This is a genomic window from Schaalia odontolytica (genome assembly GCF_002847525.1).
Lineage (GTDB): Bacteria > Actinomycetota > Actinomycetes > Actinomycetales > Actinomycetaceae > Pauljensenia > Pauljensenia odontolytica_B.
In genome coordinates this window covers 206,823-232,136 of the sequence record NZ_PKKM01000001.1, presented here as the reverse complement: position 1 = coordinate 232,136, position 25,314 = coordinate 206,823, and the positions used below count along the sequence as shown (strand labels likewise).

At 64.0% G+C, this 25,314-nt stretch carries 22 protein-coding genes and 1 tRNA gene; 15 read left to right on the top strand and 8 right to left on the bottom strand.

Annotation, left to right across the window (positions count from 1 at the left end):
• Positions 1 to 79: 79 nt before the first annotated feature.
• Complete coding sequence (sucB, locus tag CYJ22_RS01025) at positions 80 to 1,846, bottom strand: 2-oxoglutarate dehydrogenase, E2 component, dihydrolipoamide succinyltransferase (RefSeq protein ID WP_101600405.1); 1,767 nt, start codon at positions 1,844 to 1,846, stop codon at positions 80 to 82.
• A gap of 27 nt (positions 1,847 to 1,873) precedes the next feature.
• The gene (lpdA, locus tag CYJ22_RS01020; protein WP_007589040.1) at positions 1,874 to 3,247 is read right to left on the bottom strand and encodes a dihydrolipoyl dehydrogenase; all 1,374 of its coding nucleotides are present in this window, start codon (positions 3,245 to 3,247) and stop codon (positions 1,874 to 1,876) included.
• Between the two features lie 212 nt (positions 3,248 to 3,459).
• On the opposite strand from lpdA, the gene CYJ22_RS01015 reads away from it, so the two are divergent.
• Positions 3,460 to 3,951: a hypothetical protein gene (locus CYJ22_RS01015; RefSeq protein ID WP_007589065.1), complete on the top strand. Its 492-nt coding sequence runs from the start codon at positions 3,460 to 3,462 to the stop codon at positions 3,949 to 3,951.
• Between the two features lie 87 nt (positions 3,952 to 4,038).
• Here the strand turns inward: CYJ22_RS01015 and CYJ22_RS01010 are convergent, their stop codons facing one another.
• Positions 4,039 to 4,500: a tRNA (cytidine(34)-2'-O)-methyltransferase gene (locus CYJ22_RS01010; protein ID WP_034496702.1), complete on the bottom strand. Its 462-nt coding sequence runs from the start codon at positions 4,498 to 4,500 to the stop codon at positions 4,039 to 4,041.
• A gap of 5 nt (positions 4,501 to 4,505) precedes the next feature.
• Positions 4,506 to 5,033 carry a YbhB/YbcL family Raf kinase inhibitor-like protein gene (locus CYJ22_RS01005; RefSeq protein WP_007589109.1) on the bottom strand — a complete coding sequence of 176 codons (528 nt, stop codon included), beginning with the start codon at positions 5,031 to 5,033 and terminating at the stop codon, positions 4,506 to 4,508.
• A gap of 130 nt (positions 5,034 to 5,163) precedes the next feature.
• On the opposite strand from CYJ22_RS01005, the gene CYJ22_RS01000 reads away from it, so the two are divergent.
• Genes CYJ22_RS01000 through CYJ22_RS00990 form a run of 3 tightly spaced genes read left to right on the top strand, consistent with a single transcriptional unit; the run spans position 5,164 to position 10,380 of the window.
• Positions 5,164 to 5,646, top strand: coding sequence for a hypothetical protein (locus tag CYJ22_RS01000; protein WP_034496701.1), 483 nt, complete (start codon positions 5,164 to 5,166; stop codon positions 5,644 to 5,646).
• A gap of 9 nt (positions 5,647 to 5,655) precedes the next feature.
• Entirely contained in the window at positions 5,656 to 7,209 is a 1,554-nt protein-coding gene (locus tag CYJ22_RS00995) for a DNA polymerase Y family protein (protein WP_101600402.1), read from the top strand.
• Positions 7,210 to 7,248: 39 nt separating this feature from the next.
• The gene (locus tag CYJ22_RS00990) at positions 7,249 to 10,380 is read left to right on the top strand and encodes a DEAD/DEAH box helicase (RefSeq protein WP_101600400.1); all 3,132 of its coding nucleotides are present in this window, start codon (positions 7,249 to 7,251) and stop codon (positions 10,378 to 10,380) included.
• Here CYJ22_RS00990 and CYJ22_RS00985 read toward each other — a convergent pair.
• Complete coding sequence (locus tag CYJ22_RS00985) at positions 10,377 to 11,441, bottom strand: alcohol dehydrogenase catalytic domain-containing protein (RefSeq protein ID WP_101600398.1); 1,065 nt, start codon at positions 11,439 to 11,441, stop codon at positions 10,377 to 10,379. The genes CYJ22_RS00990 and CYJ22_RS00985 overlap by 4 nt on opposite strands.
• A 115-nt stretch (positions 11,442 to 11,556) precedes the next feature.
• Between CYJ22_RS00985 and CYJ22_RS00980 the strand changes: the two genes are divergently transcribed.
• Positions 11,557 to 14,844: an error-prone DNA polymerase gene (locus tag CYJ22_RS00980; RefSeq protein WP_101600396.1), complete on the top strand. Its 3,288-nt coding sequence runs from the start codon at positions 11,557 to 11,559 to the stop codon at positions 14,842 to 14,844.
• Here the strand turns inward: CYJ22_RS00980 and CYJ22_RS00975 are convergent.
• On the bottom strand, positions 14,841 to 15,509 hold the full coding sequence (locus CYJ22_RS00975; protein WP_207760485.1) for an HAD hydrolase-like protein: 669 nt from the start codon (positions 15,507 to 15,509) through the stop codon (positions 14,841 to 14,843). The two genes, CYJ22_RS00980 and CYJ22_RS00975, sit on opposite strands and share 4 nt — an antisense overlap.
• A gap of 88 nt (positions 15,510 to 15,597) precedes the next feature.
• Between CYJ22_RS00975 and CYJ22_RS00970 the strand changes: the two genes are divergently transcribed.
• The 6 genes from CYJ22_RS00970 to CYJ22_RS00945 all read left to right on the top strand — a co-directional run bounded on the left by CYJ22_RS00970 (position 15,598) and on the right by CYJ22_RS00945 (position 18,987).
• Positions 15,598 to 16,086 (top strand): MarR family winged helix-turn-helix transcriptional regulator, encoded by a 489-nt coding sequence (locus CYJ22_RS00970; RefSeq protein ID WP_007589085.1) that lies wholly within the window; start codon positions 15,598 to 15,600, stop codon positions 16,084 to 16,086.
• A 78-nt stretch (positions 16,087 to 16,164) separates the two neighbouring features.
• Positions 16,165 to 16,251, top strand: a tRNA-Leu gene (locus tag CYJ22_RS00965).
• 71 nt (positions 16,252 to 16,322) lie between these two features.
• Complete coding sequence (locus tag CYJ22_RS00960; protein ID WP_034496711.1) at positions 16,323 to 16,994, top strand: DsbA family oxidoreductase; 672 nt, start codon at positions 16,323 to 16,325, stop codon at positions 16,992 to 16,994.
• Positions 16,991 to 17,485: a nucleoside triphosphate pyrophosphohydrolase family protein gene (locus CYJ22_RS00955; protein ID WP_101600394.1), complete on the top strand. Its 495-nt coding sequence runs from the start codon at positions 16,991 to 16,993 to the stop codon at positions 17,483 to 17,485. The genes CYJ22_RS00960 and CYJ22_RS00955 overlap by 4 nt, the downstream gene beginning before the upstream one ends.
• Before the next feature lie 92 nt (positions 17,486 to 17,577).
• Positions 17,578 to 18,675, top strand: coding sequence for an NAD(P)/FAD-dependent oxidoreductase (locus CYJ22_RS00950; RefSeq protein ID WP_007589111.1), 1,098 nt, complete (start codon positions 17,578 to 17,580; stop codon positions 18,673 to 18,675).
• A gap of 33 nt (positions 18,676 to 18,708) precedes the next feature.
• A complete protein-coding gene (locus CYJ22_RS00945) occupies positions 18,709 to 18,987 on the top strand; it encodes a hypothetical protein (RefSeq protein ID WP_007589090.1) in 279 nt (92 codons plus the stop codon).
• Positions 18,988 to 19,134: 147 nt separating this feature from the next.
• Here the strand turns inward: CYJ22_RS00945 and CYJ22_RS00940 are convergent, their stop codons facing one another.
• Positions 19,135 to 20,070, bottom strand: coding sequence for an aldo/keto reductase (locus CYJ22_RS00940; RefSeq protein ID WP_101600390.1), 936 nt, complete (start codon positions 20,068 to 20,070; stop codon positions 19,135 to 19,137).
• A 4-nt stretch (positions 20,071 to 20,074) separates the two neighbouring features.
• Positions 20,075 to 20,929: a RecB family exonuclease gene (locus CYJ22_RS00935; protein ID WP_101600461.1), complete on the bottom strand. Its 855-nt coding sequence runs from the start codon at positions 20,927 to 20,929 to the stop codon at positions 20,075 to 20,077.
• Positions 20,930 to 21,008: 79 nt separating this feature from the next.
• On the opposite strand from CYJ22_RS00935, the gene CYJ22_RS00930 reads away from it, so the two are divergent.
• From CYJ22_RS00930 to CYJ22_RS00915, 4 genes are read left to right on the top strand one after another with little or no spacing between them, the layout of a single operon-like run.
• Positions 21,009 to 22,058 carry a tRNA (adenine-N1)-methyltransferase gene (locus tag CYJ22_RS00930; RefSeq protein ID WP_101600388.1) on the top strand — a complete coding sequence of 350 codons (1,050 nt, stop codon included), beginning with the start codon at positions 21,009 to 21,011 and terminating at the stop codon, positions 22,056 to 22,058.
• Entirely contained in the window at positions 22,051 to 23,595 is a 1,545-nt protein-coding gene (gene arc, locus CYJ22_RS00925; RefSeq protein ID WP_101600386.1) for a proteasome ATPase, read from the top strand. The genes CYJ22_RS00930 and arc overlap by 8 nt, the downstream gene beginning before the upstream one ends.
• The gene (dop, locus tag CYJ22_RS00920; protein WP_007589287.1) at positions 23,592 to 25,112 is read left to right on the top strand and encodes a depupylase/deamidase Dop; all 1,521 of its coding nucleotides are present in this window, start codon (positions 23,592 to 23,594) and stop codon (positions 25,110 to 25,112) included. The genes arc and dop overlap by 4 nt, the downstream gene beginning before the upstream one ends.
• Positions 25,113 to 25,137: 25 nt before the next feature.
• Positions 25,138 to 25,314: a ubiquitin-like protein Pup gene (locus tag CYJ22_RS00915; protein ID WP_007589199.1), complete on the top strand. Its 177-nt coding sequence runs from the start codon at positions 25,138 to 25,140 to the stop codon at positions 25,312 to 25,314.

Sequence of the window (25,314 nt, the reverse complement as noted above, 5' to 3'; positions counted from 1 at the left end):
GTAGCTCAGGGTAGCTGGAAGATAGTGATGGGGTGGGTCTGCCAAGCAGACCCACCCCATCACGGATGATAAGCGGTGATCAGAGACCCAGGTCGGCCTCGAACGCACCCTCCTCCAGGCGCTTCTTCACATCCATGAGGAATCGAGACGCATCGGCGCCGTCCACCAGACGGTGGTCGTAGGACAGCGACAGGTACACCATCGAGCGGATCGCGATGACGTCAGCGCCGTCGGCGCCCTTCATGACGACGGGACGCTTGACGATGGTGCCGACGCCCATGATCGCGGTCTCCGGCATATTGAGGACCGGAGTATCGAAGAGTGCACCGCCCGAACCGGTGTTGGTCACCGTGAACGTCGAGCCAGACAGCTCGTCGGGGCCGATCTTCGAATCGCGGGTGCGGGCTGCCAGATCGTTGATCGACGCGGCGATACCAGCGATGTCCTTCTCCCCGGCATTCTTCATGACGGGCACCAGCAGGCCACGCGGCGTGTCAACAGCGATGCCCACGTGCTCGTAGTCGAAGTACGTGACCTCCTTGTCGTTGATGGTCGCGTTGATCTTCGGATGGTAGGCGAGTGCCTCGGTCGCGGCCTTCACGAAGAAGGGCAGGAAAGTCAGCTTCGTGCCGTGCTTAGCCAGGAAGGCGTCCTTCGAGCGTGCGCGAAGCGCAGCAACCTTGGTGACGTCAACCTCGATGACCGTGGTGAGCTGAGCTGCGGTCTGCAGGGACTCGACCATGCGGCGCGCGATCGTCTGGCGCAGGCGCGACATCTTCTCCGTCGTGCCACGCAGCGGCGAAGGCTCACGAACAGTGGCAGCCGGGGTGGCCGGAGCCGCGGGGGCAGCAGGAGCAGCAGGAGCTGCAACGGCAGCGCGTGCGGCAGCGGCGGCAGCCTCGATGTCCTCGCGGCGAACGCGGCCGCCAACACCGGTGCCCGACACGGTCGCCAGATCGACACCGAGCTCACGGGCAAGCTTGCGCACGATCGGAGTGACGTAGGCGGAGCCGGTCACGACGGCAGGTGCCTCAACAACCGGAGCAGCAGCAGCCGTCTGAGCCAGCGTCGATGCGTTCGGGAACGGGTCAACCGGAGCGGCGGGAGCTGCAGGTGCAGCCGGAGCGGCAGGTGCCACGGGTGCGGCGGGAGCTGCAGGTGCAGCCGGAGCGGCAGGTGCCGCAGGTGCGGTCGGGGCAGCAGGTGCCACGGGTGCGGCAGGAGCAGCGGTCTCGGCGACGGGAGCAGCAGAGGGAGCGGACGAGGAAATAATCGCAACGACCGTACCGACCTCAACGGTCTCGTCCTCGGGCACACGAATCTCTGCGAGGAAACCGGCGACGGGGGAGGGGACCTCGGAGTCGACCTTGTCCGTGGAGACCTCGAGCAGCGGCTCGTCGGCGTCGACGGCGTCGCCCACGGACTTCAGCCACGTGGTGACAGTGCCCTCGGTGACGGATTCGCCCAGAGCGGGCATGCGCACCTCTGTACCCTGCGCGGGAGCAGAGGCAGGGGCAGCCGCAGTCTCGACAGGAGCTGCAACGGGGGCCGCAGGAGCCTCGACGGGAGCGTCCGCGGGTGCAGCTGCGGGGGCTGCCGATGCCTCGGACGCGTCGCCAATACGAGCGATTTCGGTGCCGACCTCGACGGTCTCGTCCTCGGGGACCAGGATCTCCAGCAGGACGCCGGCCACGGGGGAAGGGACCTCGGAGTCGACCTTGTCCGTGGACACCTCAACGATGGGCTCGTCGAGCTCGACGGTGTCGCCGACCTGCTTGAGCCACGTGGTGACGGTGCCCTCGGTGACGGACTCGCCCAGAGCGGGCATGGTCACTGAAGTTGCCATGTGTGTTCTCCTATTAAAAAATTTCGGTCAGTTGTGGACGTGGAGCGGCTTGCCTGCCAGCGCCATAGCCGCTTCACCAAGCGACTCGTTCTGGCTGGGGTGTGCGTGGATCAGGGAAGCGACATCCGAGGGGTATGCCTCCCAATTCACCATGAGCTCGCCCTCACCAATCTGTTCGCCGATGCGCGCGCCGATGCCGTGGAAGCCCACGATCGGACCGCCCTCAACCGAGACCAGCTTGATGATGCCCGATGTGGCCAGGATAGACGACTTTCCGTTGCCGGCGAGGTTGTACTCGACGGTGCGCACCTGGTCTCCAAACTTTTCGCGTGCCTGCTTCTCGGTCATACCGACGGAGGCAATCTCCGGCTCGCAGAACGTCACGCGCGGGATGTTGATATCAGCCTGCATGGTCGGGTTCAGGCCGGCGATCTCTTCGGCGACGAAGATGCCCTGCATGAAGCCGCGGTGTGCCAGCTGAAGGCCGGGAACGATGTCGCCGACCGCGTAGATGTTTCCGACGCCGGTGTGCAGGCGGTCGTTGGTGATGACGAAGCCGCGATCCAGCGTGATGCCGGCCTGCTCATAGCCCAGGCCCTCGGTGACGGGGCCGCGGCCGACTGCGACGAGGAGGACGTCGGCGTCGAAAGCCTTGCCGTCTTCAGTCGTGACGTGCACGCCCTGCTCGTTCTGCGTGGCCGAGGCGAAGCGAGTGTTCGTGTGGAACTTGATGCCGCGCTTGCGGTAGGCGCGCTCGAGCTGCTTGGAAATGGCCTCGTCCTCGTTGTTGGCGAGGTGGGGGAGGGCCTCGATAATCGTGACCTCGGCGCCAAAGCTGCGCCACACGGAGGCAAACTCCAGGCCGATGACGCCGCCGCCAAGAATCACGGCGGAGGAGGGAACCCAATCCATCTGAAGGGCCTGGTCGGAGGAGATTACGCGGCCGCCGATCTCGAGGCCGGGGATCGAACGCGAGTAGGATCCGGTCGCCAGAACGATGTTGCGGCCGGTAATGCGCTGGCCGTTCACCTCGATGGTGTTCGCGTCGGCGAGGCGGCCCCAGCCGGAGATGACCTCGACGTTGCGAGACTTGAGCAGGCCCTGCAGGCCCTTGTACAGACCGGAAATAACGGAGTCGCGGTACTTACCCACCTGAGCCATGTCAATGCCGTTGAAGGTGGAGGAGACGCCGAACTTGGAGGACTCGCGCACGGCCTCGGCCGTTTCTGCAGCGTGCAGGTACGCCTTGGTGGGGATGCAGCCGCGGTGCAGACAGGTGCCGCCCACCTTGTCGCCGTCGATGAGGGCGACCTTCATGCCCAGCTGCGCAGCGCGCAGGGCGGTCGCATAGCCGCCGGAACCCGCACCCAGAATGACGATGTCGTAGGTCGATTCGCTCAAGGTTTAAAACTCCTCGCTGATGAGCCGAAGCTCAGATGGTTGTTTTCATGGCGGGCCTCACGGTCCTTATAGGCCCATTGTCCCACGTTTGTGCAACGCTGTCTTGAAGCTCGGTGTTCCATCGTGGTGCTTCAGGCCACATGGCGCGATAGCCTGCGGCGTAGATGTCCGATGCAATGCGCAGCGTTCGTTGCCTCGGTAGGATCGGTGTTGTGCACGGACAAGACACGACGAACGAGGCCGTCGGTGCGCGCGATCAGCGCCCGCCGTCCCTGGGCCTCGGCCGCATTATTATCGCCATGTTTTGGCTCCTCGGAGCCTGGATTCTCGTGATGGCGATCATCGACCTTTTTCATGCGCAGGGACAGCCCTGGGGTCCGCGTATCGTTGCGCTCCTCGCGGGTATTGACTATCTCATCGCGGCGACGGCGCTCACCCATAACGGGCGACGGATGCGTGTGGTTGGTTGGGTGACGATTGCCCTGTCGATCGCCATTCCGGTCATTTTGTGGGTTGCTTCGCTCGGTCTCGATGAGCTGAATTCCGCCCGCTCCGCCTGGACCGGCTTTGGTATGGACTTCTACTATCTGCCCCTCGTCGTGTCGATGATCGGCTTGATCTGGATGTGGCGCTCGAACCCGCGCAGGATCGTTTCTCTCGCTGAGCAGGTTGAGCGCCCGTCCTCGCCATGGAAAGCAGGTTGAGGCGCGGCCTGACTGAGTGATGATGCGCAATAAACGAGGCCTGGAGCAGTGAATCGCTCCGGGCCTCGTTTCTGTTGCCTATCCGGCTTAGACGCCACCCGGGAACCCGAGTTGGCGCCATGCTTCGTACAGGACGATCGATGCAGAGTTTGCCAAGTTCAGCGAACGCACCCCGCCAACCATCTGAATGCGCACGCGATCCTCCACGCGCGGATGATGCATCGCATTCTCGGAGAGGCCGACCGACTCACGCCCAAAAAGGAGACCGTCTCCATCGGCATAGGAGACGTCGGAGTACATGGTGGTTGCGTGGCCCGTGAGTGCCCAGACGCGCCCTGGAACCTCGGCGAGTGCCTCGTCCAGGGAGTCGTGAACCTTCACGTGTGCAAGGTCGTGGTAGTCCAGGCCCGCACGGCGGAGCTTCGCGTCGTCCATGTCGAAGCCCAGTGGCTTGACCAAGTGCAGCATTGATCCGGTGCATGCGGACAAGCGAATAGCGGCTCCCGTATTGCCGGGGATTTCCGGCTCCCAAAAAATAATGTGCAGCATCGTCCTCAGGCCTGGTGGGTAACGGTCAGGGATGCGCGTGCGATCGTATGCTCGAGCGCCGCGAACGAGGCCATGGCTGGGGTCGCGTCGTCGTCGAGCCCCAGCGAATCCGTATCGAGGGCGTGCACCGTGAACACGTAGCGGTGGGGGCGGTCGCCGGCGGGGGGAGCGGCTCCGAAGTAGGACGCTTCTCCCGCATCGCCGCGCAGGTGGAAAGCCGGACCGTCCAGCATGAGGTCGGATGCTCCGGCGCCCGCCTCCAGGTGGGTCATGGACGACGGGATGTCAAGAATTGCCCAGTGCCACCAGCCCGAGGGGATCGGGGCATCCGGGTCAAAACAGGTCAGCATGAAGCTCGCCGTGTCCTCGGGGAAACCGTGCCACGTGAGATCCGGGGAAAGGGATCCGGCCTCGGCGGTCGCCGACTCGGGCATGGGTGCACCGTCGGTGAGAACGCTCGATGACAGCGTAAACGTGGGGACTTCCAGGCCCTCGTAGGGGCTGGGGGCAAGGGGGCGCTGGTCGATGTTCATGCATGCTCCTTTTCTCGGTGTTTTCCATTGTGACCTATTCGCGCGTGATCGGCGTTCGGGACGCAGATGTATGAGCGGGGTTCTACACTTCCAGTATCGAACACATGTTCTATTGCTGGGAGGGGGAGTTATGGCCGATGCGCACGCGCGACTACTGGCGGCGCGCGACGTGTTGAACCGTGCCGAACAGGCTGTTGGCCTGCGAGCGCGTGACGATATCGAGCACGTGCAGGCGGGGATTTCTCCCGTCCTTCTGGGGCCGACTGGCAGAGCTGAACTTATCCGATTGCTGATCGATGCATGTCCCTCCGAGGGGTGGATCGGCGTATGCGGAGTGAGGAATATCGGCTGGGAATGGGCCTCACAGCAGGGGATGGACCTCGACCGTGTACTGGTATTAAATGCGGGGAAAGATCACCAAGTGGGGGACCTGTGTTCCCTTCTGATAGAGGCCTGCGATGTTGTCTGCCTTGATATTCCTGAACTGTCCGGCGCACAGCAGCGGGCCCTGGCGGCTCGGGCCCGATCGATGGGACGCACCATCGTGACACTGCGCCCCTGGCCGGGGCTATCTCGTGAAGCGCTGCGCCGACGAATGCGGCTGGTGGTCTAGGTGCGTGACATGGTGGTGTGGGTGCCCGATTGGCCCGTCCACTGCCTTGTGGTCGATCTGCCGCCGGGTGGCACCGGGGCTGTTGCGCACAGCGAACGCATCGAGGTCGCCAGTGCTGCTGCTCGGAGCGCCGGAGTGAGGAGCGGCATGAGCGTACGAGAGGCGACGTATGTGTGCCCCGATCTCATCTGCTTGCCTCGCGACCCTGATCGCGAGGCACGAGCGTTTAGCGCCGTTGTCGATGCTTTCGATTCGGTGGCGGCCGGGGTGGAGTGCGTGCGCCCCGGGGTGGCCAGGTGTCGGGCGCGCGGTCCCGCCCGTTGGCATGGGAGTGAGGAGGCCGCGGCCTCGGCTCTGGTGTCGGCGATCGAAGAGGCCGTCGGGGTTGAATGTTTTGTTGGCGTCGCCGATGGTCCGGTCGCATCCCTGGAGGCGGCTCGCGAGGGGCGCATTGTTCCTGTCGGAGAAAACCAATTATTCCTGGGGCGCATCCCGTTACATCGTGCCCTGTGGGCCGTTCCTGCCGCGATGACAGACAGGGCAGCTGACACTCTTGATCTGTTGCAGGGCCTGGGCATCAACACCTGTGCGGATTTTCTGGCACTGGGGCGAGGCCGTGTGTGCGAGCGCTTCGGCGACGTCGGTGAACAACTCTGGAATCTCGCCTCCGGAGGCGACAGCGCCATCACGCTGGCCGGTCGCATTCAGCCAGACATCACGATGGAGTGCGTCATTGATGTGGGCGGAGAATCCATCGATACGATGATGGCGCCCATTCACCGCATCGCACGAGATCTGTCTCAGAGGCTGGGGCGGGGCGGGCTCGTCTCGCAGACCCTGCGCATCGATGTGGAGGATGCCGGGGGCGGTCAGCGCACTCGCACCTGGAGCGGATGCGACGTGTGCGTATCCGACGACGTTGCGCTGCGTGTCCGGTGGACGCTCGCGGGGTGGACTTCGGGTATTGAAGGGCCCAGTGGCGCGGTGACCTGCATACGCGTCACCGCGTGCGATCCGCGGGTGGGGCGCAGTGCATCAGCACTGTGGGGGCGATCAGACCGCGAGCGCGATGTCTCGCGCAGCGTCGTGCGTATCCAGGGGATGGCGGGGCCGGATTCTCTGATGATCCCGCGGGTGCAGGGCGGATACGATCCGCGCAGCCGTGTTGTGATGGCCAGATGGGGGAGCGAGTCTCTCCTTCGCTCGCATGAGGGGGCGTGGGAGGGACGCATCGCTCATCCTCCGGCGACGCTTTTTGACGAGCCCGTGCGTGTGAGGATTGTTGGCGCATCGGGTGCCTTCGACGATGTGCGTGTGGACCACCGAGGGGCCTTGAGTGCCACACCCGCCTACCTCGTGAGCGAGCGTGATACCTCGCAATCAGTGCCGGGGAGGGGACGCCGTGCGGCTATCGCGCGAGTGGAAGGGCCTTGGCCAGTGGGAGGTCGGTGGTGGGCGCAGGAGAGACCGCGCGCCTACATGAGGGCTCTGCTTGAGGATGGACGGGACATTCTCCTCGTCTGGAAGGAAGGGGAGTGGGCGATCGAGGGGCTGGCCCAGTGAGCCGGTGCTGGGGATGGGTGGGTGCCGTAGACTGAAAGGATGGTATCTCTGTCGCACACGCTGGCCTCACTGTCGGATGATGACATGATGGCCCTCGTTGGCCCGGCGGCGTGGGCGAACGGCCTGCGTTTAGCGCGCAGTGGCGCGGTGCGTGAATTCTCCTGGAGCGAGGATGGGGAACAGGCTGAAGCGCGCGTGAAGGAAGCCGGGCTGACCTATCGCGTGCGCGTCGCACAGGGCGCTGTGCGTCCATCCCTCGCGTGTGCATGCCCGCTGCGCAGTGACTGTCCCCATACGGTCGCGACGCTCATCGTCGGACGCGAAGATGCCCGCGACAAGCAGCGCTCGGTGCCTGAGTGGAGTCGCGTCCTCGAGCAGATGCTGGGCTCCGACCGGGACCGCCTGGGCGAGCCGTTGGCCCTCGTCGTCGATGCGCATGATCCCGGGGTCGAGCCGTCTCTCATCCCGCTGCGCCGAAGCTCCTCATCCGGGTGGACGACGAAGAGGGCTTCGTGGCTCGATCTGACGGCCACGCAGTGGGCGTCGGTAACAGATGGGCTAGATCCCACGCACGTCTCTCTCATGCGTGAGGGCTACCGCCTGTCGCGTGAATCGCGTTCGTGGCACTCGCGCACGGAGGTGACGCTCAGTTCGCTGGGTGAGCATGCCTACGCGTGGCTGGCACGCCTGGTGCGCGCCGGGGTTGAGCTCTACGCCTCACCTGAGGCCGATGAGAAGGTGGTGCTCTCGCACGCAACGTGGGACGCGGACATTGATGTGCGCTCCGGTGACGACGGCCTCGACGTCAGAGTCGTCGCGCGTAACGGAGACGAGGTGATCACGAGGCCGCGCATCGACCGCGATGCGAGTGTGCTGTTGCTGGATGGAGGGCGCGCAATCGCGCGTATTGAGGGGGTGGGAACGCTCGACGGCTTTCCTCTCGATCGAGGCCTGCATATTCCTGCCGCTGATGTCGCGCAGTTTCGTGGCACGTGGCTGCCCGCCCTCCTCAGGCGTTTTTCGATGGCGTCCTCCGATGGCAGTTTTGACGCTCAGGCTCGCCCGGACGTGTCCCTCGTGGGCACAGTGCGACGCGACGGTGAATCTGTCGTTGTGCGCTGGTGGGCCGAGTATCGTCAGGGTGAGTCGCGCTCGCGCACTCCTGTCGCCCACTGCGCGGACGACGAGGCCGTGGCAGAGATCGTGGGGCGCGTCGAGTTGTGGGGACGCGGGTTGGACTCCGCCCTGTGGACCGCGCCTCCGACGACCGGGAGGCTGTCTCCGTGGCGTATTCCTGCCTTCTTGGAAGCGGTTGTCGATTCCGAGGGCATTGATGGCCTCGTGTGGGACGTAGCGGAGGATGTGCGTGCCATCGACGTGCGAGAAGACGGATTCGATGTCGATGTGAGCGTTGATCCGGCCGAACGCGACTGGTTTGACCTCAACGTGCGCCTGCGCCTCGGTGCCGTCACGATCAGCGTGCGCGATGCGCTCGAAGCGATCGTAGGCGGGCAGGAGTATGTCGAGGTCGAGGGAACGTGGGTACGCCTTGACGGCGAACGTATTCGATCCTTGGCGACGTTGCTGGAAGAGGCGCGCACTCTGGCGGGGTGGGACGGCGAGGGGTTCAGGCTCACGCCGATGCAGGTCGGCATCGTCGATCTATTCGCGAGCGCATCCGACCACGTGAGTATCAGCGACGCGTGGAGGAGGCGGATTGCCCCGCTGGGCGACGGCTCCGCGGATAAAGGTGTGCCGCCGGTGCCGTCGCTGAGTTCGATCCTGCGCCCGTATCAGCGCCGTGGGCACGCGTGGTTGACGGCTCGCCTGTCCGGTGGCATCGGTGGAATTTTGGCTGATGACATGGGCCTGGGTAAAACCGTTCAGATCCTGTCGGCTGTGGCAGCGCTGCGAGCGCATGCACCCGCCGGTGATCCCTCCCCGGTTCTCGTCGTGGCGCCGACCTCCGTCGTCGGCGTGTGGATAGACCAGGCGCGTACCTTCACACCGCACCTACGCGTGCGCGCAGTGACGGAAACCGCCTCGCGCCGAGGCACGACGATTACAGAGGAGCTGACCGATGCGGATATCGTCGTCACCTCCTACACGCTCGCCCGCCTGGAGGCGGAGCAGTGGAACCAGGTGCGCCTCGGCGGAGTCGTCATCGATGAAGCGCAAGCGGTAAAAAACCCTCGCACTGCGACCTACCGTGCGCTTCGCGATCTTGAGTCGCCCTGGAAGTTGGCGGTGTCCGGCACCCCCATCGAAAACTCGCTGGGAGACCTGTGGTCGTTGCTTTCCTTAACGTGCCCAGGCCTCCTGCCCCCGTGGGAAACGTTCCAGCAGCAGGTGCGCAGGCCTATCGAAAACGGCGCGGACCCGGCGATGCTCGGGCGTCTGACGGCGTACGTCGCGCCCTTCGTCCTGCGACGCACGAAGGAGGAGGTCGCTCCGGATCTGCCCGACAAGATCGTCGACATTGTGCGCGTCGATTTGGGTAAGGAACACCGCCATATCTACGATCAGTACCTGGCCCGCGAGCGGGCGCGGATTCTCGATCTGCTACGCGACGTGGATGCGAACCGAATGAGTGTGCTCGCGTCGATTACGAGGCTGCGTCAGCTTGCGCTCGATCCGGCTCTCGTCGAGGAGTCGTACGCGCACGTGGGGTCGGCAAAAATTGAGTACCTGGCGGATCGGCTGGACGAGATCGTGCCTCTCGGGCATCAGGCGCTGGTGTTCAGCCAGTTCACCTCGTTCCTGGAACGCATCCGGCACATGCTTGAGCGCCGTGGAATATCCGTCGTGCAGCTCGATGGGTCGACGCGTGGTCGCGCTGAGGTCATCGAAAAGTTCCGCTCGGGCGATGCCCAAGTATTTCTCATCTCACTGAAGGCTGGCGGCTCCGGATTGACCCTCACCGAGGCGGACTACGTCTACGTCATGGATCCTTGGTGGAATCCTGCCGCCGAGGAGCAGGCGATTGATCGCGCGCACCGCATCGGTCAGACCAAGAAGGTCAATGTCTATCGAATGGTTGCGACTGACACGATCGAGGCGAAGGTCGTGGAACTTCAGGATCGCAAGCGCCAGCTCATTTCTTCGGTGATGAACGGGACCGGAACGGGCGCTCGCCTGAGTGAGGCGGACCTGCGCGGGCTCCTCGACTAAAGGGCGGCGAAGCCTTTCGGGCGCACGGCGACCTTCAGGCCGGCGCGTGTGCGCACGGCGTCGAGGGCGTCGCTGACGTCGGACAGCTCATACTCGTGTGTGATGAGTGGCGACAGGTCAATGCGTCCGCTCGAGAGCGCTTCGACGGCCGCCGCGTAGTCGTCAAGGGTCGCGTTCGCACTGCCGCTGATGGTCAGCTCCCGGTAGTGCACGAGGTTTGGGTCGATCTGAGTCATCGCTCCCGCGGGGAAGCCGGCGAAGAAAGAAATGTGGCCGCTGATGCGCGCGCATTGAGCGGCAATGGGGACGAGGTCTGGGGCTCCGACTGCGATGATGACGACGTCTGCTCCAACACCGTCAGTCCACGTCAGGACCTCACGCACAAGATCCTCGCCTTGGGCGCTGGTCGTCAACTCGGCTCCCATCGCTCGCGCGGGTTCGAGGCGTGCCTGCCGTCCGCACGCCATGACGCGTGCGCCGACAGAAACCGCGAGCGCGCAGTGGATGAGTCCGATCGGTCCCGTTCCCAGAACAAGTACGCGGGAGTCGGATTCGATGGGCAGTCTTCTTGTTGCGCGCAGGCAGCACGAGAGCGGCTCCGCGAGCGCAAGGTGAGGTGGGGTGATCTCACCAGCGACGGGGGTAATGCACGCGAGCGCTTCTTCGGGGATGAGGACGAGGTCGGCGAGGCCTCCATCCACCCCAGTTCCGAACAGGCGCATGTTTGCGCACACGTTGGAGCGCCCACTCGTGCACGGTTCGCAGCGCCCGCAGGCAATCTCCGGAGCGAGTCCGACCTGCGTGCCCGGAGCGGGAACGTCAACGCCTGCAGTGAGTTCGTCTCCGATGCGCCAGACGCGAGCAGCAATTTCGTGGCCGAGAACGACTCCGGGGGTGACGCCGTTGGTCTTCTGTCCCGTCGCGATGCGCAGGTCCGTGCCGCATAGGGTCGTCGCTTCCACCGCGAGAAGAACATCGCGGGGGCCAAGTGTCGGGACGGGGCGTGTGTCGACGACCAGATCGCCAGGGGAACGGAGCGACGCTGCGAGCATGGAGTCCATGCCTCCAGCATACGGCTTGTGCGTCTGCGACAGGAGCCCGCTCGATGCACCTGGCTCTGTCAGCCTGAATCGTCACCGACAAATCAATCGAACACATGTTCGATATAATGTATGGGTGACCACGGAACGACGCTACGCAGAATTGCACGCGCACAGCGCTTTCACTTTCCTGGACGGGACCGATGAACCCGCGCGGATGGTGGAAGAAGCTGCGCGCCTGGGACTCGATGCTCTCGCTATTCTCGACGTTGACGGCATGTTCTCGACGGTCCAGACGACCATGGCCGCCCGCGAAGCTGGCCTGCCCATTGTCTACGGGGCCGAGCTGACGCTCGCATCGAATGCTTGTGGAACATTTGTTCCCGGCTCATCTGCTCCGGGCTGGGGACTCGCTTCCGGAGCAGACGAACCGGGGATACGCCTTCCCATTTTGGCGGCCAGCCCCAGCGGCTACGCGAATCTCGTGGGAGCCATGAGTAAGCGAGCGCTCTCCGCGCCAGGCGAGCGCAACCCCCGCTACAGCCTCGTTGATCTCAGTGAAGCTGGAGGAGACCTCATCGTCCTCACCGGCGGCAGGCGGGGCCCACTCATGCGGGCTCTACGAGCAGGTGGTATGCCGTCCGCGCGCCGAGTCCTCGACGGCCTCGTGGATGCGTTTGGGCGCGACCATGTCCTCGTCGAATGGCAGGCGTCGCGCGGGGACGAGGACGAAGTCGGAGACGTGCTCGCGGAACTTGCGCGCGCGAGCGGAACTCGCCTGGTGGCAACGAGTGGAGCGCGCATGTCCTCACCCTCGAAGCAGGCACTCGGCGACATTTTGACCGCAACCCGCTTGGGATCGTCCTTGAATGAAGCGGAGGCTCACCTGGGCGCGCACCGCGCCTTTTTGCGTTCGCCCACGGAGATGGCACGACTGCACAGGGCGCACCCGCAGGCACTCGACAACACGTGTGAGGTCGCTGCCTCGTGCGCTTTCGACCTACGCCTCGTCGCCCCGCGCCTACCCCGGACCCGTGTCCCCGACGGGCACACCCCGGACAGCTGGCTCGCGCACTGCACCTACGAGGGTGCGAGCGTGCGCTACGGATCACGCGCGCAGCATCCCCGGGCGTGGGAGACGATCGATCACGAGCTGGGGATTATCGAGCGCCTCGGCTTTGCGGGCTACTTCCTCATCGTCAAAGACATCGTTGACTTTTGCGCCCGCAACGGCATCCTGTGCCAGGGGCGGGGTAGTGCCGCCAACTCCGCGGTGTGCTACTGCCTGGGAATCACGGCGGTGGACGCGGTGCGCCACAATCTTTTGTTTGAGCGCTTCCTGTCGGATGCGCGCTCGGGCCCACCCGACATCGACGTCGACATCGAAGCCTGCCGACGAGAAGAGGTCATCCAGTACGTGTACGACACGTTTGGGAGGGATCGCGCGGCTCAAGTCGCGAACGTCATCACGTATCGCCCGCGCTCGGCAATCCGCGACGCTGCACGGGCTCTGGGCTACCCCGCAGGTACGTCCACGGCCTGGTCTCAGGGCAGGGGAGAGGCCCCCGAACTTGTGAGAGAAGCGGCCCGCGCGCTGTCGCGACTGCCTCGACACATGGGAATCCACTCGGGAGGCATGGTGCTCACCGATCAGCCGGTGTCACGAATTTGCCCGGTTGGCTGGGCAGCTATGCCTGGGCGCACAGTCCTCCAGTGGGATAAGGAGGACTGCGCGGATGCGGGACTCGTGAAGTTCGACCTGCTGTCGCTCGGCATGCTCACCGCGCTGCGCGTCGCCTTCGACGAGCTGCGAGCATCTGACGCGCAGGAGGACGGATACGTTCGTCCACAGCTGCGTGGCTGGGCGCCACGAGTCGTGCAAGGACGCGAGGGCCAGCCCCTGGGCCTGCACACCCTGCCGGAGGAGGATCCGAGGGTCTATGACTTGCTGTGTGCGGCTGACACGGTGGGCGTCTTCCAGGTGGAGTCGCGCGCGCAAATGAACACGCTTCCTAGGCTCAAACCGCGCTGCTTCTACGACATTGTCGTGGAGGTCGCTCTCATCCGCCCGGGCCCAATCCAGGGGCGCTCAGTCAACCCCTATTTGCGGCGCCGATCAGGTCGCGAGGAAGTTACCTATCTGCACCCGCTCCTCGAGCCAGCGCTGCGGCAGACGCTCGGCGTGCCACTCTTTCAGGAACAGCTCATGCGCATCGCGACAGATGCCGCAGGCCTGTCCGGCGCGCGTGCTGATCAGCTGCGCCGTGCAATGGGGGCCAAGCGCAGCCCCGAGCGCATGGAGGCCCTCAAGGGGGACCTCATGGCTGGCATGGAGGAACGGGGGATCGATGCGCCCACGCGCGAGCGCATTTTTGAGCAGCTCAAGGGCTTCGCAGACTTCGGATTCCCGGAGTCTCATTCTTTTTCGTTCGCGCACATCGTGTACGCGTCCTCCTGGCTGAAAGTGCACGCCCCCGAGCACTTTTACGCCGCGATTTTGGCTTCGCAGCCAATGGGCTTCTACTCTCCTGCAACCCTCGTGCAGGACGCCCGCAGGCACGGGGTGCGCGTCGTGGGACCGTCGGTCAACGATTCACTCGTCGACGCGAGCGTGCAACGCGTGGAGGATACAGATGCGGGGGAGACCTACCTCGAGGGGTGCGCGGAGTCGCTTCCAACGCGCGGTGTCGTTCCCCTCGATGTCGATAGCGACCTCGCGGTGCGCATCGGTCTCTCGCAGGTACGAGGCCTCGGGGCCGCCGCCGAGCGCATTGTCGCAGCCCGGCGCGAGGGAGCGTTCATGAGCCAGGCGGACCTGGCTCGCCGCGCACACGTGAGCTCCTCCGACATGGAAAAGCTTGCGATGGCCGGAGCTCTCGGATGCCTGGGGGTCGGGCGGCGCGAGGGAGCATGGGCAGCCGGGGCGCTCGCGCAGCCACGCGCTCATGCCGGTCAGTGGCAGCCGTTTCTTCCGGGAACGGAGGTGGGGTCCCGCGTACCCGAGCTGCCTCCGTTATCGGAGGTGGAACGCATGCGCTCAGATGTCGCTTCGACGGGGGTAACCCCGGGGACACACTCTTTCACCTACGTGCGCGGCTCGTTGCCTGAGTCTGTCCTGCGCGCCGGTGAACTGGGGCAGCACCTCGCCGGGCGCATCGTCGACGTCGCCGGAGCGGTGACCCACCGCCAGCGCCCCCACACGGGCGGGGGGATCACGTTCCTCTCCCTTGAAGACGAGACGGGTTTCGTCAACGTCTCGGTGTCGGTAGGTGCGTGGACAAAATTCCGGCGCGTGTGCCTGGAGTCGAACGCGCTGCTCGTCCGCGGAACGCTCGAGTGGGGAGACGGCGCGATCAATATTCAGGCCTTCAAGATCACGCCCGTTGCGCTCCCCATCGAGGTGAAATCACGAGATTTTCGTTAGCGTGTGCGCCTTGCCACCCCATCGAGTATGAAGGAACGCAGCTCCTCGACCGTCTCGCACACGGCATCCGCCTCGTCGAGGCCATCCTCGGTTGCGTAGCCCCAGCCAACGCCGATCACCGGGATTCCGGCTTCTTGTGCGCCGCGCACATCCCAGATCGAATCGCCGATGATCACGGGGTGAGAGGTGTCGACGCCGCGGGCCTCCAAGAGCGTCAAAGCCTCGCGAATGACGGTTGCTTTACTCGATGCGGGATCGGGGGTGGCACCAGCAATCACGTCAAAAACTTCGGATAATCCGAGGTGCTCCATCTGCGCAAGCGCCATCGGGGCCTGCTTCGACGTTGCGGTCGCCAGCGGAATACCCGCGCGATGAAGGTCGTGTAGCAATTCAATGACGCCGGGGAAGGGCTCGGGATCGAGATAGTGAGCGTGGTATCGGGCGCGATAGCCGCTCACCAGGTTAGCCAGAAGCTCATCCTCGTAGCCCAGGTCGCTGAAGGAATACCACAGCGGAGGGCCAACATACGTGCGAAGGCGCTGATCGTCGGGGATCGGTAAATCGTAGTCTGACAGTGCGCCACGGAAAGCGTTCATCACAGCTGGAGCGGAATCAACAATTGTTCCGTCTACGTCAAAAAGGACAACAGAAATGGATAAAGACACGTGGCTCCCCCGTGTTGTTGGTGCTTTCTTAGTCACTATGCCCTATTATCCCGAGAGAAGCATCCGACACGACCACGAGGAGGGAGACATGGAATCACGAGTACGATTGACACCAATCGTCGAAGCCAATAGCGCGCGCGCTGCCGCATGGCGAGTCTTCTTCGAGGCGTCCGGGCGCCTACAGGGCATTCTCGAGACGCGCCTCAAGCGCACCTACGGCGTCTCTATGCCTGACTACAACATTCTCTTGGCGCTCTGGGAGGCTCCCGGCCACCGCCTGCGCATGGGGGAGTTGGCTGATCGCGTCGTCTATTCGCCGTCGCGTGTCACCTACCTCGTCTCGAACCTGTCACGTGACGGCTGGGTGGAGCGCATTCCCTCCGAGACTGATCGCCGCGGATATGACGCGTGCCTGACCACTCAGGGCATCGAAACTGTGCTTGCTGCCACAGAACTGCATCAGCAGACCGTCAGTGAGTACCTTCTGGACGGCATGACGGACGCCGATATCGATGCAATTGCAAAGGTTTTTGCGACTCTCGATGCGCGTCTGCGCGGCGGCGGAAAAGACTCCTAGTTTCGATTGGCGTATGTCGCCCACATCGTGTTAAGCTTCTACTCGCTTGCGGATCGCAACGGTTCGCATCGCTCACCTGCGCGGGTGGCGGAATAGGCAGACGCGCTAGCTTGAGGTGCTAGTCCTCATTTTACGAGGGTGGGGGTTCAAGTCCCCCTCCGCGCACGAGATACCCCGGGGCCGAAAGGCTCCGGGGTTTTCCATACCACCGACGAGGAGGCGCCGTGCGTATTGATATGTGGCTCGACACCTGTGATCCCTGGAGTTACCTGGGACTGCGGCATTTGCGTGCTGCTCTCGAACAATTCGACCATCGCGACAACGTTGAGATCTTCCTACACGCATTCCTCCTCGACCCCGACCTGGACGTGGCGGTCGACAAGCCGCGGATTGTCGCCCTCGTAGAGGCCGGTGCCGCAACGCTCGAAGAAGTACGCGAGGCCGACGAACGCATGCAGGCACTGGGTGCGCGCGAGGGAATCCGCTTCGATTTCGATAACCTCGTTATCGCTCCAACCTCGCGCGCGCACCGCGTGATCGCTGCCGCTCACGACGCGGACATTGACGCAGATACGGTCGCTGGCCCGTCGTCTCTGCACGTGAAGGTGGCCGAGGCGATCATGCGTGCTCACTTCGAAATGGGGCTCGACGTGTCACACCCCGAGGTTCTCATCGGATGTGCGCAGGACGTTGGTATGCCACCGGAACTCGCCGCACTGGCCGTCGGCGAGGAAGAATGGGCTTCCCGCGTTTATTCTGACTTCCAGATGGCGATGCATATGGGGGTCACCTCCGTTCCAACCTACGTGTTTGATGCCCAATTCCTCGTCGACGGACATCAGACGACAACCGCATTTACCAACATCCTGGCCACCGCCTGGGAGCAGTCTCGAAAGGATCTTGCATGACCGAGAAGGACACCATTGCCTCGAACATCGCCGGGGGAGCGCCCAGCCCCATGGAGCTCGTCCAGGAGTTCCACCGCACCTACTCGATGCCGATTCGATCATTCGGCGATCCGACGCTGTCCTACGATCGTCTCGGCATGCGCATGAGCCTCATCGCCGAGGAATTCGCGGAGCTGATAGGTGCCGTCTACGGCAAGCGCGCCCGCGCCATCATCGAGGCGGCGACCGCCGAGGCTGTCGCGGCGGACGACAGCGAACGCGACGTCATCGAAGCGGCCGATGCGCTCGCAGACCTCATCTACGTTATCTACGGCATGGCGATCGAGTCGGGAATGGACCTCGACTCCGTGCTCGCTGAGGTGCAGGCATCGAACCTGTCCAAGCTCATGCCGGATGGCTCCGTCAAGCTGCGTGAGGACGGAAAGGTGCTCAAGGGGCCCAATTTCTTCCCGCCGAATGTTGCGCGAGGCCTGGGCCTCGAGCGCGACTGACGACGATACGGCTCGGACTTAAGTCCCTACCACGCGCATTCGTGCCCGCCAGGTGACACAATAGACGCGGTCCACTCATAAGGAGGAAAGACATGGCACGCGTCGCAGTCATTGGCGGAGGATACGGAGGCGTCACGGTCGCCAAGGGGCTTGATCCCCTCGCGGACGTCGTTCTCATCGAACAGAAGGATCAGTTCGTCCACCACGCAGCGGCTCTGCGCGCCGCTGTCGATACGGTGTGGGAGCACGCAATCTTCATGCCCTACACGAATCTCCTGAACCGCGGCGAGATCGTGCGCGGCACCGTCTCGCGCGTCGACGGCACGACCGTTCATGTGTTCGGCCACGATCCTATTGAGGCTGACTACGTCGTCTTCGCCACCGGCTCCACCTACCCCTTCCCGGCCAAGTACTCGTCGTACCGTTCGTCCGTGGCCAAGGCCCGCCTCGAGCAGCTGCACGAGAACCTGGGCCGTGCGCGCTCGGTGATGATCGTCGGCGGCGGTACGGTCGGTATCGAGCTCACCGGTGAGCTGGCAAACGCCTTCCCGGGGCTCGACATCACTATTGTCGAGGCCTCCGACCAGATCTTGGGCACGCCCGGCTACACGGACGCCCTCCGTGCGGAGATCAGCGAGCAGCTGAGCACCCTCGGCGTGCGCGTCGTGACCGGCTCCGAGCTTGCCTACCTGCCTCCGCAGAACGTCGGCGACCTCGGTCACTTCATGGTCGAAACCAAGAACGGCGAGGTCATCGAGGCCGATCTGTGGTTCCAGTGCTACGGTGCGCGGGCCAACACCGGCTTCCTGATCGGCAGCGACTACGAGTCCGTCATGAACCCGAACGGCACCATTCGTGTGGACGGCACCATGCAGGTCGTCGACCACCCGCACGTCTACGCCGTGGGTGATCTGACGGACGTGCGCGAATCCAAGCGCGCCGACGCAGCTCGCCAGCAGGCGCGCGTCGTCATCGCAAACATCACTGCGCAGATTGAGGGAGAGACGCCCGACGCCATCTACCAGCCGACGAAGGAATGGGTCATCTTGCCCCTCGGTCCGAACATGGGCGCGTCGCAGCTGCTTGACGCGGACGGCCAGACCCGCATTCTCGGTGCCGATCAGACCGCCGAAATCAAGGGAACTGACCTCATGGTGTCCGTCATTCGTTCGCAGCTCAACCTCCCCTGATAAAGTGCGCCGTCTCACGGTAGAATGAGTGCCATGACTGGAGATCCTCGCCGCGCGCTGACGCGCCTGCTGAACGCCTTCGAGAACCACTTCGACATCGCCCGCGATGGAGACGAGGCCGACGACGCCGCGCTCGAAGCAGCCGAGCTGGCGCTGCGCGACGCCTTCTTCACCTACGACGACATTCTCTTTACCCAGCTCGGGGTCGAATTGCCCTTCGACATCCTCGATGATTCTGACGAGGACGACTACGAGGATGAGGAGGAGACCGAGGAAGAGGACGACGACGATTTCATCGAAGTCGACGACTGATTGATCTTTTCGGTTTTTAGACGCAGGGGTGGGCCCGAACCAACCGGTTCGGGCCCACCCCTATGCCGACCCTCCAGATCGAGCGACTGCACCAGTCATCGCATCCCCAAGGATCTGTGATGGCCAGGCTCTTTGCAGGGGATCCGGCTACAGCACGGCGACCTCCGTCAGCACCTGGCGGATTGGCTCCGGCAACGGATCTGAATAATCAAGGAGAGCTTCCAACTGTCGGCAGGTACGAGGCCCAACGAGCGCGGCACTCACGCCGGGGAAGTCGCGTACCCACGCCAACGCAACGTCGCCGGTCGAGCGCTCCAGACCTGCACCCGCGCGCGATGCCGCCTCGATAACGGTGCGTGCCTGTCCCCCCAGATAGGGTTCGACCATGTGACGCAAATGCGGTGATGCTGCACGCGAATCCGCTGGAGTGGTGTGACGATATTTGCCGGTCAGCGCGCCTCCCGCCAGAGCCGAAGCAGCGATGACGCCGACGCCTCTGTTCGACAGCTCTGCAACTGTCTGCGCCGCGGAGGTATTCGCCAGTGAGAACGCTACCTCAACGACCGAGATGGGAGCGGAGGCGCCCAATACACCGCGCGTCACGGCCTCGGCGAGTTCCCATTCGGATGCGCGCGATAATCCCACGTAACGAGCACGGCCGGTGCGGTAAGCCAGCGTCGCCGCCTCGAGCGTCTCCTCGAGTGGGACTTCCGGACGCGGCTCGACGAGCCACATATCGACGTAATCCGTGTCGAGCCGGGCGAGCGCGTCATCAAGGCTCCGCAGAAGATCTCCACGGCCCGCGGCGCTCACCCACGCACCTTCCCCGGCGCGCCGCACTGCGCCTCGCCACGCGAGAGCGACGCGGTGGCGACCAACAGTCGACAGAGCATCTGAGAGGACGTCAACGGCAATTCCGTCACCGTGAGCGGGCGAGCACTCGACCAGGTTTCCGCCAGCATCGACGAAAGTCTTGAGCATGTCGTGGGCTTCGGGCCCATCGGTATCGCGCCCCCACGTCAGGGTGCCCAATCCGAGCGCGGACACGTACAGCCCGCTATGTCCACATTGCTTCAGTTCCATGCTTCTAGCCTAGCCGAGTGCGCGCCAGCCACTGCGCGTGTTGCGGCGGCATCGGCGGAGTGGTCCCACCGAATACCGGGCACAGCGAACGTACGCCGCACCAGTTGCACAGCGGATTTTTGCGCGGCGCAAACGAATCCTGCTCAATATCGCGTTCAATACGATCCCACAGCTGATCGATCTGGCGCTCAAAATCATGGATTTCTTCGGCCGTCGGGTCCAGCGTGATCACTTGCCCAGCTCGCAAGTAGACCAACTGCATGCGTGAGGGTAATACCTGTGTGCGCGCAAGCAGCAGAGCGTAGAAACGCATTTGATAGAGCGCCTCGCCGACATAGCGTGGACCGGGTGCCTTCCCAGTCTTATAGTCCACGACGCGCAGACGGCCGTCGGGTGCCTGATCGACGCGGTCGATGAAGCCCAGCAGCCGCACCCCGCGCTCGGTCGTTGTCGTCACCCGCTGCTCTCGTGCCGCTGGTGCAATCCACTGGGGCGCCTCGATCGCGAAGTATCCGTCGATGAGGGATCGCGCATCGTCAAGCCACGCCTGCAGGTCCGCTTCGTCTGAGAACAAGCGCGAGACCTCTGGATTCTTTGCCGCAAACGCCTCATACTGCGGCGTGACCTGCGCGCGTGCGTTCTCGCGTGTGCGCTGCTGCGGCTCGAGGGCGAACAGCTCCTCCAGAACCGCGTGCACGACTGTCCCCAGCGCTTTAGCGCGGGTCTCCGGCTCCCGGTAGCCGTCGAGTACGTGAAGACGGTACTGGAGCGGGCAACGCTCGTACTCTTTGGCGCGCGACGCGGATAACGCGGGTTCCCACGTGCGGGCGTCGGGTGAGGGGGCGATCAGCTCTGTCATGAATACCACGCTAACCCCTATCGCCCTCATCTGTGTCCTGCCATGGGCGCAGCTGGAAGCAAGCGGTATCCTTTACGTAATGTCTATTCAGCGTAATACTTCGATGTCGGCCACCGACTTTGGCCCGCCCACCCGCCGAGGCGTCCTTTCCGAGGGCGACCGAGTTCAGGTTCGCGACCCCAAGGGACGCTTTCACCAAGTGATTCTCGTCAGCGGCGGTCGTTTCCAGTCCAACCGTGGCGGATTCAACCATAACGATGTCATTGGGCGTCCCGACGGCCAGGTGATCGTCACGGAAGAAGGCCGCCAGTTCCAGATCCTGCGTCCGCTCCAGGTCGACTACGTCATGTCGATGCCGCGCGGCGCTGCGGTCGTCTATCCGAAGGATGCCGGCGTCATCACCCACATGGGTGATATCTTCCCCGGCGCGACCGTCGTCGAAGCAGGGGCGGGCTCGGGTGCCCTGTCCATGGCACTTCTCGATGCGGTCGGCCCGCAGGGCCGCCTCATTTCCGTCGAACGTCGCCAGGACTTTGCCGACATTGCCGCCGCCAACGTCGACCTGTGGTTCGGCCGTCGCCACCCCGCGTGGGATCTGCGCGTCGGCGACGTCGACGAGGTGCTGTGGTCTGCCGAGGAAGGCAGCATTGACCGCATCGTGCTGGACATGCTGGCTCCCTGGGAGAACATCGAGGCCATCACGCACGCGCTTATCCCGGGCGGCGTCCTCGTTTGTTATGTCGCTACCGTCACCCAGATGTCGCGCCTCGTCGAGGACCTGCGTGCCTCCGAGCGCTTCACCGATCCCATCGCGTGGGAGGACATGCGCCGCGAGTGGCACCTCGACGGTCTCGCCGTGCGCCCCGAGCATCGCATGGTCGCTCATACCGGATTCCTCGTCGTCACCCGTCTTCTTGCGCCCGGCGTGACGCCCCAGGAACGTTCGACGCGCCCTGCGAAGGCTGCCGAAGGTCAGGGTGGCGCGTGGGACGACGAGCAGGATTGGTCGCTGGAGAAGGTCGGACAGCGAGTGAACTCCGAGAAGAAGGTGCGCAAGGTGCGCCGCGACGTCGTGGCACAGGCCGACACGTGGGCATCTGAGGGACGTGAGGCAGCAACCGATGAGTGAGGTCGAAGCCCGTCAGGCTCTCGAACGACGCCTGATATCACTGGAGGAAAAGAACGGCCGACTCACCACCGCGCTGACGACCGCGCGCACCGAGTTGATTCGGTTGCAGGGCGAGCTGGCCGATGTCTCGCGGCCTCCGCAGACCCTGGCCACGTTCGTGCGGGCATTCCCCGCGTCGCGTCAAATCGAGGTCGTCACGGGCGGTAAGCATATGCGTGTCGCCGTCACCCCGAAGCTCGATGTCACTGACCTGTCGTACGGGCAGTGGGTCCGCCTCGACGACACGATGATCGCCGTTGCCGCAGACGACTTCCCGCGCAGCGGGCAGGTCGTGTCCGTGCTTGAACTGGTTGGCGCAGACCGGGTGCTCGTGGCGGCGGAGGGCGGCGCGGAGACCCTGCTGGAGCTGGCAGGCCCTCTACGCCACGGAAACCTGCGTCCGGGCGACTCCCTCGTTGTGGATGCCCGCTCGGGTATCGCGTTCGAGCGCATCGTGCGCGAGGACGTCGAGCAGCTGCTGACCCCCGAGGTTCCCGACGTCACGTATGAGGACATCGGTGGCCTCGACGATCAGATTGCGCAGGTCCGGGACTCCATTGAGATGCCTTTCAATCACCCCGAGCTGTACCGGCAGTTTGGTCTGCGTCCCCCCAAAGGCATTCTCCTGTACGGGCCTCCCGGCTCGGGCAAGACCCTCATCGCAAAGGCCGTCGCGAACTCGCTGTCCAAACGCGGGGGAGCATCGACGTTCTTCCTGTCCATCAAGGGACCCGAACTGCTCAACAAGTTCGTCGGTGAGACCGAGCGTCAGATCCGCGCGATCTTCGCTCGTGCGCGCACACTGGCAGCCGGTGACACTCCCGTCGTCATTTTCTTCGATGAGATGGAAGCCCTGTTCCGCACGCGTGGTACGGGCGTGTCCTCAGACGTCGAAACGATGATTGTTCCGCAGCTGCTCGCCGAGATGGACGGCGTCGAATCCCTCGACAACGTCGTGATTATCGGCGCCTCCAACCGCGCGGACATGATCGACCCGGCCGTGTTGCGCCCAGGGCGCCTCGACGTGCGCATCCGTGTCGATCGTCCTGACCGCGCAGGTGCCCTCGATATCTTCTCGAAGTACCTCACCCCGCAGGTGCCGATTCACGCGTCGGAAATCGAGCGTTTCGGCGGTATTGACGAGGCCGTGGCTGGGATGAGCGTACGCGCGGTCGACGCGCTCTACGCCCGCAACGAGACGACGGCGCTGTTCCTTGCGACCCTCGTGAACGGCGACCACAAGCGGATCTACCTCTCCGACCTTGTCTCCGGCGCTCTGATCGCAGGCATTGTCGAGCGCGCCAAGAAGTACGCGATCAAGGATGCTCTGACGGGCGTGTCGTCGGGTTTGAGCATGGAGCACCTGCTGCGCGGTGTCCATGAGGAAATGAACGAGTCGCTGGAGCTCGCGGCCACCTCGTCGCCCGAAGACTGGGCGCGCACCAGCGGCCTGGCTCCCGAGATTGTTAGCGTAAAGCCGATTGGAACGGTGAAATGAGCAGCGAACGCATTATCGGTACCGAGACCGAATACGGTGTCTATCGTCCCGGCGATGCATGGGCGAATCCCATCGCTCTATCGACGAAGGTCGTGACCACCTACGGCGACATCAGCCGCCTCGGCACACCCGCCGAGGGCGCCGGTGTCGTGCGCTGGGATTACACGGGGGAGGACCCCCTCAACGATCTGCGTGGCATGCGTATGTCCCGCGCCGCAGCGGACCCGTCGCTGCTCACCGATGACCCCTACCATCTTGCACCCTCGGGCGGATCCGAGCGGGTCGCTCGCCCCACCGCCGAGGAGCTCGCACTTCCGGCGGCGACGACAGCGGTTTTGACGAACGGCGCACGCCTGTACGTTGATCACGCTCATCCCGAGTATTCCGCACCAGAAACGCTCGGAGCACGCGATGCGCTTGTGTGGGATCGCGCGGGTGAAGTCATCGCTCAGCGCGTCATGGCGCGTCTTGAGGAGCAGGGCGAAGAACCCATCGTTCTCGTCAAGAACAACACCGACGGTAAGGGCGCGGCCTACGGCACACACGAGAACTATCAGATGCCGCGTATCACCGATCTCGACGCTATCGTCCGTGGCCTCACGCCCTTCATGGTGACCCGCCCGGTCATCTGCGGCGCTGGCCGTGTCGGTCTTGGCCAAAAGAGCGAAGTTCCCGGCTTCCAGATGTCGCAGCGCGCAGACTTTGTCGAAAACGAGGTCGGACTGGAGACAACGTTCAACCGCCCGATCATCAACACCCGCGACGAGCCGCATGCGAATCCAGCACAGTTCCGCCGCTTGCACGTGATCGGCGGCGACGGCAACATGTTCGACGTATCCGCCTTCCTGCGTTTCGGTACAACGTCGCTCGTTCTGTGGGCGATCGAGCAGGGCACCGACCTGCGCTGGGATTCACTGGTGATGGACGATCCGGTTCAGGAGAACTGGAATGTCTCCCATCACCCGGACCTCGACTACAAAGTGACCACTGCTGGGGGCGCGTACACGGCGGCCGAGCTTCAGCAGATCTACCTCGACCTCGTTGTGGATACCTTCGAGGAGACGGGAACGACGCCCACAGCAGCGGATCAGGAGATTCTCACCCTGTGGCAATCCGTCCTCGACCGCATGCGCGCCGACCTCTTCTCGGTTGCGAGTGACGTCGAGTGGGTGGGCAAGTACCAGCTCATCAAGCGCCAGAAGGAACGCGCCGGACTCGAGTGGAACGACCCGCGTCTGGCCGCCATCGACCTGCAGTGGGCAGACTTGCGTCCCAGCCACGGCCTCGTCTACCGCCTCGCCGCAGCGGGTATGGTGACGCGCCTCGTCTCCGATGAGGAAGTGGAGCGCGCAGCCGACGTTGCTCCAACTAACACGCGTGCCCATGTGCGCGGCTGGGCGGTCGCTAGCCGCCCCGACCTCGTGAAGGCCTCGTGGTCATCCCTCGTCTTTGATCCCGGCGAAGGGGATCTCATCCGTTTCCCGATCGCCGACGCACGCGACACATCGACCCGATGAACGCAGAAAGAAAGTAGGAAGAACTATGTCGAATCAGATTTTTGCCGGAGGTCCCACCCCCGAAGACGACGTCACCGAGACCGCGGGGCAGGTTCAGGCGCGTACCTCGTCGATCGATTCTCTCCTGGACGAGATCGACTCTGTCCTCGAGACCAACGCCGAAGCTTTCGTGCAGGGATTCGTGCAGAAGGGTGGCCAGTGA

Bases quoted from the DNA above. Each gene is read 5' to 3' on its own strand.
- CYJ22_RS00945 (WP_007589090.1), top strand. From the start codon at position 18,709: ATGACTGGAGATCCTCGCCGCGCGCTGACGCGCCTGCTGAACGCCTTC.
- CYJ22_RS00950 (WP_007589111.1), top strand. From the start codon at position 17,578: ATGGCACGCGTCGCAGTCATTGGCGGAGGATACGGAGGCGTCACGGTC.
- dop (WP_007589287.1), top strand. From the start codon at position 23,592: ATGAGCAGCGAACGCATTATCGGTACCGAGACCGAATACGGTGTCTAT.
- CYJ22_RS00930 (WP_101600388.1), top strand. From the start codon at position 21,009: ATGTCTATTCAGCGTAATACTTCGATGTCGGCCACCGACTTTGGCCCG.
- arc (WP_101600386.1), top strand. From the start codon at position 22,051: ATGAGTGAGGTCGAAGCCCGTCAGGCTCTCGAACGACGCCTGATATCA.
- CYJ22_RS00995 (WP_101600402.1), top strand. From the start codon at position 5,656: ATGGTGGTGTGGGTGCCCGATTGGCCCGTCCACTGCCTTGTGGTCGAT.
- CYJ22_RS00955 (WP_101600394.1), top strand. From the start codon at position 16,991: ATGACCGAGAAGGACACCATTGCCTCGAACATCGCCGGGGGAGCGCCC.
- CYJ22_RS00985 (WP_101600398.1), bottom strand. From the start codon at position 11,441: ATGGACTCCATGCTCGCAGCGTCGCTCCGTTCCCCTGGCGATCTGGTC.
- CYJ22_RS00940 (WP_101600390.1), bottom strand. From the start codon at position 20,070: ATGGAACTGAAGCAATGTGGACATAGCGGGCTGTACGTGTCCGCGCTC.
- CYJ22_RS01010 (WP_034496702.1), bottom strand. From the start codon at position 4,500: ATGCTGCACATTATTTTTTGGGAGCCGGAAATCCCCGGCAATACGGGA.
- CYJ22_RS00935 (WP_101600461.1), bottom strand. From the start codon at position 20,929: ATGACAGAGCTGATCGCCCCCTCACCCGACGCCCGCACGTGGGAACCC.
- sucB (WP_101600405.1), bottom strand. From the start codon at position 1,846: ATGGCAACTTCAGTGACCATGCCCGCTCTGGGCGAGTCCGTCACCGAG.
- CYJ22_RS00970 (WP_007589085.1), top strand. From the start codon at position 15,598: ATGGAATCACGAGTACGATTGACACCAATCGTCGAAGCCAATAGCGCG.
- CYJ22_RS01005 (WP_007589109.1), bottom strand. From the start codon at position 5,033: ATGAACATCGACCAGCGCCCCCTTGCCCCCAGCCCCTACGAGGGCCTG.
- CYJ22_RS01000 (WP_034496701.1), top strand. From the start codon at position 5,164: ATGGCCGATGCGCACGCGCGACTACTGGCGGCGCGCGACGTGTTGAAC.
- CYJ22_RS00990 (WP_101600400.1), top strand. From the start codon at position 7,249: ATGGTATCTCTGTCGCACACGCTGGCCTCACTGTCGGATGATGACATG.
- CYJ22_RS00915 (WP_007589199.1), top strand. From the start codon at position 25,138: ATGTCGAATCAGATTTTTGCCGGAGGTCCCACCCCCGAAGACGACGTC.
- CYJ22_RS00960 (WP_034496711.1), top strand. From the start codon at position 16,323: ATGTGGCTCGACACCTGTGATCCCTGGAGTTACCTGGGACTGCGGCAT.